The 10635-nt window shown below is 36.6% G+C and carries 7 protein-coding genes; all 7 read right to left on the reverse strand.

All coding sequences use genetic code 11. The annotated features are described in order from the left end of the window. Positions 1 to 213 precede the first annotated feature (213 nt). Genes T546_RS0121900 through cas6 form a run of 7 tightly spaced genes read right to left on the reverse strand, consistent with a single transcriptional unit; the run spans position 214 to position 9864 of the window. A complete protein-coding gene (locus tag T546_RS0121900; RefSeq protein WP_026893447.1) occupies positions 214 to 2214 on the reverse strand; it encodes a TIGR03986 family type III CRISPR-associated RAMP protein in 2001 nt (666 codons plus the stop codon). Next, positions 2204 to 2791: a type III-D CRISPR-associated protein Csx19 gene (csx19, locus tag T546_RS0121905; RefSeq protein ID WP_026893448.1), complete on the reverse strand. Its 588-nt coding sequence runs from the start codon at positions 2789 to 2791 to the stop codon at positions 2204 to 2206. Before csx19 ends, T546_RS0121900 begins: the two co-directional genes overlap by 11 nt. Beyond that, on the reverse strand, positions 2778 to 4265 hold the full coding sequence (locus T546_RS24290; RefSeq protein WP_051630040.1) for an RAMP superfamily CRISPR-associated protein: 1488 nt from the start codon (positions 4263 to 4265) through the stop codon (positions 2778 to 2780). The genes csx19 and T546_RS24290 overlap by 14 nt, the downstream gene beginning before the upstream one ends. After that, positions 4252 to 6351, reverse strand: coding sequence for an RAMP superfamily CRISPR-associated protein (locus T546_RS0121915; protein WP_026893449.1), 2100 nt, complete (start codon positions 6349 to 6351; stop codon positions 4252 to 4254). Before T546_RS0121915 ends, T546_RS24290 begins: the two co-directional genes overlap by 14 nt. After that, positions 6348 to 7967 (reverse strand): Cas10/Cmr2 second palm domain-containing protein, encoded by a 1620-nt coding sequence (locus T546_RS0121920; RefSeq protein ID WP_026893450.1) that lies wholly within the window; start codon positions 7965 to 7967, stop codon positions 6348 to 6350. The genes T546_RS0121915 and T546_RS0121920 overlap by 4 nt, the downstream gene beginning before the upstream one ends. Positions 7968 to 7985: 18 nt before the next feature. Then, positions 7986 to 8903 (reverse strand): DUF6602 domain-containing protein, encoded by a 918-nt coding sequence (locus tag T546_RS24295; protein ID WP_051630042.1) that lies wholly within the window; start codon positions 8901 to 8903, stop codon positions 7986 to 7988. Between the two features lie 13 nt (positions 8904 to 8916). Next, positions 8917 to 9864, reverse strand: coding sequence for a CRISPR system precrRNA processing endoribonuclease RAMP protein Cas6 (cas6, locus tag T546_RS0121930; RefSeq protein ID WP_084326582.1), 948 nt, complete (start codon positions 9862 to 9864; stop codon positions 8917 to 8919). Positions 9865 to 10635 lie beyond the last annotated feature (771 nt).

Consider the following 10635-nt stretch of genomic DNA (forward strand, 5'->3'; position numbering starts at 1 on the left):
CAAAAGTATACAATTATCATTATTTTATTTGTTCACATTGCACATTTATTATAAATGAGATTATAAAAAAACACAAACAAAACAATCCAAAAACCGCATCTTAATATTTTTGTGCACATTTCATGGTGCGAATCCCCCAGGTATTTCATGTACACTTGGGGTTCGCACCATTTAATAAGTACCACATACTACTCTACTGCTTAAAATTACATATTATTTTTTAACTAATTTATACAGCCACTTGTTACTATCGTTACCCACCTCTTCCTTTACTTCTGGAAGAACCTTTGCAAACGTTGGATTCATAGGATTAGACCCAGGCAATCGGTTACGATTTCCGTTAAACCACTGATGAGATGCATTTGAATTCTTATTATTTTCTTTATCCTTACTCTCACCTTTTACTATTGGATACGACACGTAAACATTTGTACCTGGCTTTTTATTATTTATCAATTCCGGTCTTTTTTCCCAGTTTGCAATTATTTTGAGAACTTCTTCGGACTCTCCAGTTACAGAAAATTCATCCATCATGGTATTCACATCAAGATCACGAAGCAACCATTCCCCGGTTTCCATATCAATCTCTCTGACTTTTGCAGAATCAATTATAATTTTTGTACTGCCAAAGCCAAGAGGTTTTGCCCGACCTATTTTGTGAGCACAGCTTTTGTCATGAAAATCCAAAGCCCACTTTAGTTGCATCAATTCCTCTTTTGATAGATTTTCGAAAAATACTTTTCCTTCAAATATACTTTCTGGCGTGCTCTTTAATGGTCTCACTCTTTGATTCATTGGACCTAATTTTTTATGATTATTAAACACACTATTTTTCACTTCTGAATGCCAGTAATATTTTCTTCCTCTTAATTTAGGAAGACCTTTTTCCAACATCTGTCTATTCTTATTATTATCAATAAAATAATCGTATGTCCAATAACCCTTTTCAGAGTTATTCTTTCCGTTTCTCAAACCTTCTGGCTGATACGTATAAAATTCTACTGTTCCAGGCTTTGGCTCCCCTTGCTCCAAAAATACGGGAGGCAAATAATAATTTTTCACTTCCTCATCCGTTATATCCTGACTTACACTAGCATCGGAAAATCGAATTCTTGAGGATAAAGCTGCATGATTACCTTTTTTATTAGAAGCCATACCAAAGATAGAACAAGTAGGGCATACGCATGTACTGTCTTCGCAAGGCTGAGCACCGTTGTGCTCCAATATTGCGCTTATGCTATTGTCGGTTAATTCTCTACCTATGCAAGCTGGCGAAAAACTAAATGGAGCATTTCCATTGTCCTTATAATAATAAACTGGAATTGTTTTATCCTTGTCTATTTTATAATCTTTATAAGGTTTACTTATCTTCTTATATGTATTATCTGGTGCGTTTTTTTGATATTGGGATATTACTGTCCCCAATGCACGTATATCTTCTTCTTTTACTGAAAAAGGTTTGTTCCCATTTTTTATGAACACAGATTCGTGATGTTTTTTAAGAAAAGCTTCTCCCTTATGCAAATAACCACATTGCCAGACCCGGTCTGAACTGCTTTTTTGATAGTCGATACTATAAGCACTTACAACCTCAGTTCTGGTTTTATTAAATTCATCACCTAGACAAACGTAAATTTTCTGGCCCTCGCTCCATTCCTTATATTTATTCTCAAGAACTTTTTCACCAAATTTCTTTTCGTCTCCGCTGCCAATCTTGGTGCCTTTCCTTTCCACGTTTAGCATTGCCCTTTTACAAGGATAAAGTTTCCATTCACCTGATTCATATTTTAAAACGCCTGGTCGTTTGGGTTTCGGACTTCTACGATCTAAAGAATGATCCGTTGTAACAGTTGACATACAGCCGCAGAATGCAGCCTCATGGACACTTCTTACTGCTCCCCTTATTTCTGAACCTGGAATTACTGGCCGATACATTTCATTGTCAGACATCCGTTTTCCATTGAGATTTTCATAAGAAAAAAAGTCATAGCTTACGCTGTCCGAATCATCACCGTCTCTGTAAAATGCCTGATTGCTAGACGTATTGGGTATGATAAGCGGTGTAAGTAATTGATACTTGCATTGAAAATATCCGGTATACGAATCTTTATATGAAAGATCCACCTTTTTTCGAGATACTTTTTCTTCCAAAGGAATAAAATTATAAGGATTAATAAAACGCTCTTTGGTATCTTCTTGCCACTTAGTCTTCATGGTTTTCCTCCTTACTTCTTATCACCTCTTCCTGTTTCTGCCATTCTGTAATATCACACAATCTTTCATCTGTAAAACGGAATAGTTCTCTATCATGATCTGGCGTTTCATAATACTTTCTTACTATAACAGCCTTTTCCTGACCGACTTCTCCTTCCAGTGGTACCAGAATACGGCTTCCCCTTCCGGATTCTAAAAGACACCATCCTGGAATCTGCACACTCACTTTTACAGCTCCCCACATTTTTTGTGTTTCTTCAACAAATCCAGGCTCTTGATCCTCTTGTACATCCTTCTTTAGACGAGTAGAAAAAGTATCTCCCATCTTAAGAGCCTTCCACTCCTTCTCCTTATCAAAGACTCTAATTTCCAATATTTCCTCAGCCATTAGCGTCTTTATAGAACAGGTTCCATCTTTTGCAAGCCCAGCAAGAAATTGACCATTTTGATATATTCCAAGGACAATTGCATCCTCTAAAACTGCGTAAAAAAAGGGATTCCCTGTAAAGTTCTTATTAATTTCTCCATAAATATCTTCAGGAAGTATTTCTTTTACCAATGAATTACACACCCTCATCTTCCCCTCCCTCTGTAACACATTTGCACCATTTTAGAGCAGCCATCTGGTATTCCTTCTGATTATCAAGAGCGATACCATCTAAGGATATTTCCCCATTGCCACAAAAAATCCCGCGCCCTACACTTCCTTCCCCACCAACGGATAAAAGACCATTTTGCAAATCCTTAGCAACCCAAAGAAGCATGCCAAGCCACGGCATAAACTCTGGCTTTGGCATATCCGGTATCTGTATTTTTACCATTAGGGTTCCACCAACCCAAACACTTTCCGTAAATAAAGCTCCCTTTACAGTACCACCAGTAAAACGATCTATGGAATTTCGGGTAATCGGGAGACTATGTCCTCCACAAATTAGAGTTTCCTCAAATAGGAGCCCAGAGGCTAAAATCGATTGGTCTTGTCTGACTGAGTTCATATCCCATGTGCCAAATAAGGGATCTAGATAGCCTTGTACCTGTTCCCAGTGATTCGTTTCAGTCAGTTTCCTTATAATTCCTACCATTCGGCTTCTGAAAACGCCTGCCCATGTGCTTCCAGGTATGATAGCAGCAGGCTCTTTGACTCCTTTTACCTTTAATGTTTCACTGTCTGGTAATGTACCATCTTTTAACGCTTCTCCATCATATTGACGAATCAGTAACGTACCATCAATTTTTAAAGGTATAATAAGTTCATGATTCAACTTATTTTTATTTTTAAAATGAGATTGCAAATCTTCTCCTGCCAAATGCGTTGACCTTTTTCCAGCAAATGCATCAGGCATCTCCCAATCCCAATTAAGCCAATCTTTATACTCATTTATATCGGTCATATGAAATGACTGGGTCTTAACATCTTCTACGGAAAAAGAACCAAATCCTCTGTGCTTTTTAGCTCCTGCCCTTAACTCACCCCGAATCATTCCTGCGATACATAGTTCTATATTATGTAAGTCCCTTTTCTGAGCGTTTTTAAGTCTTTGCTGATGGGAATCTCCTGTCTCTCTCTCCACGTCTTGATCACGTTGAAGAATTTCCAGACGTATTACAAAGGCAGCACCTCTCTCGATTGCCTGATAGTCGTATTTAGCAGAATCTACAGCGGTTTTTCTTTCATTAAGCCTTACTCCATCTCTCCTTATTACAAAGGAATGAAAAAGAGGAGTATCATACACATATAATCTGCTTTGCCTCTCTTCTAACATTGGTTCATGATTGGTTCCCTTTGCAGTTTTTTCCCGGTCTGCTCCAAATAGATGAATGATATCTTCTTTTTTTAACTCATTGTTTAAAGTATGATTATAAAGGTAATTGCGCATAACACCAGCAAGGGAGGCACCTGGTAGAAATGGAGTTCCGCTGCTATCAAGTATTACATCATTATCCGAATTATTGTTTTCACCAGATCCAACTAGTAATGGAGCCGACAAAACACCCGAGATTCTCACGTAAATTCTTCCACATATTTTATTCCCCAAGCTACCTCCCCCCATCTCTTGCCTCCCATTTTTCCTTCTCCAGATATGCCATTATAAAGTCTTTGCTTTTATCCTTACAGGGTGAAAGAAAATCCTTTATTTCATCTCTTTTTTCCTTGTTCTTTATCTTTTGTACCTCTTCCAGCACTTTCTCATAAGAATAATCCTTCATATCCTCAACCACTGAAATTACATATTCAATTGCAGATGGATAGAGCACTTTATAATTTTCCGTTTTAAGTCCTTCTAAATAATCCCCTCTTTTCGTTTTACACTTCTGGCTATATTCTTTCAGCTTTATAATAAATGGATTCTTTACAACTTGTTGTTTTAAAACGGACTCTTTTGTCAATATAGGAATTTCCTTCTTATTAGAATTATAAACGGTTGCTCTAACCATACCTAATCCACTACCAGTCATAATACCAAAATGTTGATTCTCAAACCAAGACCTGGAGACTAATTCATTTGTAACAACTTCCAGCACAGTTCCCTCCGCCAGAGCAGGGGATTGACCTTCGGGAAGCTTCCAACGGCTATTGTACCCACCGATTCGGGTGAATTTTAAAAAGGCAGTTTTTATTACCGCTTTAACGCCCTTTTGGTTCCATTCATATAGTAAGCATTCCGGGTTAGCTTCTGTCCGTAGGCTATTGTTATTAAAAGGAATCATGGGAGTAAGAAAATGTATGATCCAGTGGTTGGATACTTCATCTTTGTTTGTATACAAATCTACTTTCGAAATTGCTTCAGGTGTGAAACGGATTGCTCCATATTCCGCAGTTCTTGAACGACCAATACGCAGCCTTCCATTTCTTTTCTCCAGATATTGTAATATCAACTGGATATCTTCATTTTTTCCCAGCCAGCTGCCTGAAAATTTCTGTCCTTTTACCAGAGAAACGTACTGATAAAATTGTCCCATATCTTTTCTGTCACCTGTTCGATCTCCCAAGGCATGTCCAATTCCCCGGTCGGTTGGTCTTGCATGGTGCATCCTCATCTCTTTTTCCGGTGAACTTAAATATATTCCTTCATTAGAAATAGAGACCAGGCTGTGAATTTCTTTTACTCTTTTTGTTGTATCTGTGTCGTATAACCGGTCAAAAGTAACCTTATTTTCTATCAGTGGGCCTCCTCCCTTGCTTCTTACAACGGAAGCCGGACAAGGATAATATACGTTTTCGTCCTGTTGAAAGAAACCATACCCAAAAGTTATGCCTTCACTAATAAATAATCGATTAAAATCTTTATCTTCATGAAGATTGCCAGATAGCCTTCGTTCCTCAATGAACATGGATGCAATTGCTCCTTTCATAGAGCTTCCTGTAATCCAGTCTTCACAATCTTCATACAGCCCTTTTTTCCCCGCAAGCAATACAGGTTCCAACAGCTCTATATTATAATTTAATCTAACCTTTTGTTCCTTTTCTATATTTTGTGAAAGATGTATTGCTGGCATAATCCTTTTTTCTTCCATTGGTATTAAACAGCAAGTCACTTCACCAAAACCTCTTGTAACTCCTAATCCAATATGACGGGTTCCTTTTACACACCACTCAAGAAGCTGATATTCTTCCTCATCTAAATCCCCATCTACTTCTAACCTGGCTCGAAATACAAGCCCTTTTTTTACTACACGCATGGTTCGAAGAGTCCCACCTTCTGCAACTCCATTTATATCCATAGCTGTCCTGGTTCGGAGTCGGGTAAATATAGAAAGAATCACTTGTAAATTTAAGTCGTTTTGATACTCCAATTCTTTTTGTAATAATTCATAGTCCTCAAGGGTCAAAATTTCTTCTTGTTCCAAAAATGCTCCTGGTACCTGATAAAGGTAACCGCTTTCTATATGAAGTTTTGAACTGATACTATGTCCTGGTTGTCCGAATAAATGATTTACAACTTCTCTACGGACAAAGCCATGATCTAATAGTTCCTTTCCAGAATCCAGAAGACAACCCTTTATTCTTTTTGCTGGTATCACTGGTAAACCATGTTCCTGGGCAGTCTCTATATCGACCAATCCTTCTATTCCATTTCCTGTTGCAGCGCAAAGATCACTTTTTAATGCAATTTCAAGCCACCAACTATGTTTCATACAGATCTCCCCCCTCCCGTCTCCATGGTATCTCCTGACTTAGACTCACACAGTTTCTCATAAAGATCTTTGTCGTAGTAATCCATGACCTCTAATGCATCAAATAAGGATCTGTCTGCGCCTCCGGCAAGTTCATCTACGCAATATCCCCTGGATTTATATTCCATCTTTAGTGCTTCTAAATCTTCATGCTCTTTTAAATAGGATTCATGAAGCTTTTTTAATCGACTCCTCGGCCATGCACCTTGTACCTCTTTGTTTTTATATGGCAATCTGAGCAATTGATTATGGAAGCACTCAAAAGATTCTTTTTCTTTCCTATCCGTTCCATCAACTATCTTATATGGACGAGTAAGGATCAGACTCTTCTTATTATCTATTCCCTCTCTAATTGTTACTAGTTCCCTTTCACTAGCTCCCCTTAATAGCTGGAAATCAACAAAGCCAGCAGGATTTGTATGATCCCGGTACCAACTTTCTTTTGCGCTTGCACAACAATCTTCTGCTGTTTCATAAGAGATCCGAAATGGAAAATGACTATGAGCTAGACAGATACCAGCGCATGCAGTGAATTTCCCTTTGGTTTCCCTCATTAATTCCCTTAAAAATGCTGCTGCAAGAGGAATTCCATGACTTGCATTGCAAATAAAGGTTACATCATCCCCATCCATTAATACTAGCCGAAGCGGTATGATTTTCTCTCCTGAATCTGTGTTAGCGGAAGTTTTGACATACTTACTGTATTGATTCATTATCTTACGGAACACTTTTTGATATGTTGTTGCAATTTCGACAGAGAGATTTCTCATCTCTGTTATGGCATTTCCAAATTCAGTTGACATATTATCTATTGTCTGATGGAATAAATTTCCCATACTATTGCCATCAATATGTACTACTGCTACAAAACTATTTGTATCAGAAACCATGTGGGGCATCTCAATTGCATATGAGAATCCAGTTGGCAATGTCGTCTGATATATTGAATTTTTATTACTCAAATCCTTTTTAAATGCCAGACGCTTATCCTTTTGAATGCTGGTAATATTTTCTCCCCACTCATCTATATCTGTGATTGGATAGCCAAATGCGGTGTCTTGTTCAACAATTGGGAAAGTAGAGATAATCTGATTTCTTAACATTCCTCTTTTCTTGTTTGCAAGGTCAGCCAGCAGCTCACCCCTCTGTTTAGGAAAATCAACGAGTGGGACTTCTTTTATGCAAGATGATATAGTTAAATAAGGACACTTTTTAATCAGACTCTCAGCTAAATATTTTCGAGTGCTATTATACGATTCTCGATCCTTATATGCTACAATTGCATTTCCCCCACCAATATAAATAATTTCCGCACATATTTCACTATCATTATCAATCCAGGAAAGTGGGGAAATTCTGTTGTTATTAGCATTTTCCCAGTCCACAATAGCTTTACAATGGAAATTATTTTGTTCCAGATTTTTTAATGCGATAGGAAGTTCATTTCTCAATATATCGGTTACTAATACCGACGCACCTGCATTTTCCTTTAGACGATTGGTCGCAAAAATAAACTCTTGAATTCCACTTACATCAAATGCAGCTAGGAGTATAGTGTTTGCAACATTATTTTTCATACTTAAATCCCCCCGAGTTTATTTTTTATAATTTTGAAATTCTCTATTAAACATATCAACATAGGCTTTGTGAGGAAACAGCATGGGGTTATTAATTATCATTAATAATTGATTTAGTTGAAATGTGAGAGACATAATTACGTTTTCATTTCCATCTTTGTCTTTTACCTTGAGGTTTTCAAGATTTCTCACAAAATTTTTACTTGTTTTATATTCGGCTGGCTTGCGATCTGATTTGTTATGGTTTAGAAAATTATACCAAACATTGAAATCTTCCTCAATTTTATCGACATACATCTTTAAACGATTCTCTTTTGTAGTTACTATAAGGTCAAAGAACTTCTTTTTATCTAATATTTTTTTTGCAGACTTATCATTAATTTGAGTAGCACATAAAATCTTTATAGGCCTAGTTCCCGTTTGGGCCTTATTACTATCCTCTATATAATCATTATCCAATAATCCATTAATAATCCTAACCACTGAGTTCTGAGAAGTTGTTAATTTATTTATACTTTTTAACCAATCTTTTAAATCATCAATTTTTTCATCGCTATTTATAGTAGATTTACATTGCACAACAATTGCCACTGCTTCTATTGGAATAAATTTTATTTTATTATATTTAAAGATATAAGGTGTATACATTTCATCAAATATTGCTAGGTCTACCTCATCTGAAATTTCTCCATTGCTGTCAATAATAAAAACTCCTTGATCAATGCAATACTTTTTAGGTATCATCATTTCAAACATACTTTTCCAGACTTCTTCACGAAATGTCCCAGTTGTAAGATGATGACTGGGCGTCATCATCTTTAGCTGTTCCACAATGGACCGTTCCATATTTATGTAATTTTCACCCAACTGATTAATTGCTTTACTCATTTTCTCTTCATTTTTCATCTCTTTTGTTTTTGGGTCCTTTTGTTCCATTATACTCGCCCTCCTATTTATCGTAATAAGTTTCATAGTGTCCAAAACCAATGGTTGCATTTTTACCTACATGAAATTGTTTGCCAGCTTCTAATATCGGTACCAGATATCTTAGATCTCCCTCATATATAATAAAACCTTCTACAGCTGGAAGTTCCAATCGATTATCCTTCTGATTTATGGAGTACCGCTGAAAGTCAACAAATCTAAGCTTACTATCTGCAATCTTAATTTTTTCTGATTGTTCTAATATAGCCTGTTCATTCCATTCTATTTTCTGGTTTCCACATACCTGTGATATTAACGACATTCTCCCACAAATAAATCGTATCAAGTCAGAAAACGTAGGAAGATTACACAACTCCTTCCCCTTTACAATTCTTAATGGTGTATCAAAGGAAACAAGAACACATCTGGCATCTCTTTCTTCGCCCTTAATCTCATAATTGCTTAAGTTTCTAATCCACGTTTTTCCTTGGGCATATATAAGCTGATTTGTCTGCTTATTTACTATTCTATTAAGTTGAAATGGTATTCTTTCAGCCCCCCAACCTCGTTTTTGCATTGAGATGATTGCGTCTAGATATATTCCAGGCTGTTCCGCTGCATATCCATATAAGGTTAAATCAAACTCACACTCGTCTCCCTCTCTCCATTCCATTTTTCCATCTTTTAAAACATGAATGGTATATGGATTTATAGCACCACCATCTTTACCAGTATTGCTGAAATATTTCACATACAAGCACGTGTCTTTTTTCTCACATTGAATGCATTTTAAGTCTGGTTCCGTACATTCAAAATCTCGAATACAATGCCCCATGATTCCCCGCACGGTAGATCCTAAATAAGGTGGTAAATTACCTCTTTTTAAAGCTTTAAATGTTACTCTCATTATTACAATTTTTAAGTGGTCCCACATATTATTCTCCAATTTGATATATATGTAATATTTTAACATAATTTGACGATTTTTGTATAGTTGAATTACATTAAAGTGACTTTTTAGATAATAGTTTGAACAAAAATAAATCTTTGAAATTAACTGAGTACTTCAGCTGGATTCAAAGATTTATTATATGTGTAATTAATAATGCTCAATTACACTGTATTTTGTTTTCTTGTTTTACCAAAAGACGGTCTAGTAATTAACATTAACATATAGCTCCTGAAAGACACTCTATAACTCTTATTAAGGCTTCGACTAAAGGAGCTATAGAAAATATATGGCAAAAAGAAAAATTTCAATTCACGAAGCCGCACAGGATTCGACGCAGAAAAAAGGCATTATTACATATAAATCTGTATTTCAATCCACGAAGCTATACAGGCTTCGACGAGCGAAAAATTTGATATAGCCAAGTATAGGGACATTTCAATCCACAAAGCCACATAGGCTTCGACAAATAATATTGGTATAAATACCACAAAAGCTAAGATTTCAATCCACCAAGACACATAGGCTTCGACTGGGCTACAGACTCTTTATATAAAAGGTGTGGAGATTTCAATCCACGAAGCCACATAGGTTTCGACACATTTTAGCAAAGGCATATTATGATTACTTAGAATTTCAATCCACGAAGCCACATAGGCTTCGACGTATGGATTATTCGGAGTTTTCTGGTGGCATTACAATTTCAATCCACGGAGCCACACAGGCTTCGACAAATAAACGAGGGGGAATAATGTGGCAACTATTGATTTCAATCCACGGAGCCACACAGGCTTC

This window comes from [Clostridium] aerotolerans DSM 5434 (assembly GCF_000687555.1).
Classification (GTDB): Bacteria; Bacillota; Clostridia; order Lachnospirales; family Lachnospiraceae; genus Lacrimispora; species Lacrimispora aerotolerans.

Bases quoted from the DNA above. Each gene is read 5' to 3' on its own strand.
- cas6 (WP_084326582.1), bottom strand. From the start codon at position 9,864: ATGTTAAAATATTACATATATATCAAATTGGAGAATAATATGTGGGAC.
- T546_RS24290 (WP_051630040.1), bottom strand. From the start codon at position 4,265: ATGGGGGGAGGTAGCTTGGGGAATAAAATATGTGGAAGAATTTACGTG.
- T546_RS0121920 (WP_026893450.1), bottom strand. From the start codon at position 7,967: ATGAAAAATAATGTTGCAAACACTATACTCCTAGCTGCATTTGATGTA.
- csx19 (WP_026893448.1), bottom strand. From the start codon at position 2,791: ATGAGGGTGTGTAATTCATTGGTAAAAGAAATACTTCCTGAAGATATT.
- T546_RS24295 (WP_051630042.1), bottom strand. From the start codon at position 8,903: ATGGAACAAAAGGACCCAAAAACAAAAGAGATGAAAAATGAAGAGAAA.
- T546_RS0121900 (WP_026893447.1), bottom strand. From the start codon at position 2,214: ATGAAGACTAAGTGGCAAGAAGATACCAAAGAGCGTTTTATTAATCCT.
- T546_RS0121915 (WP_026893449.1), bottom strand. From the start codon at position 6,351: ATGAAACATAGTTGGTGGCTTGAAATTGCATTAAAAAGTGATCTTTGC.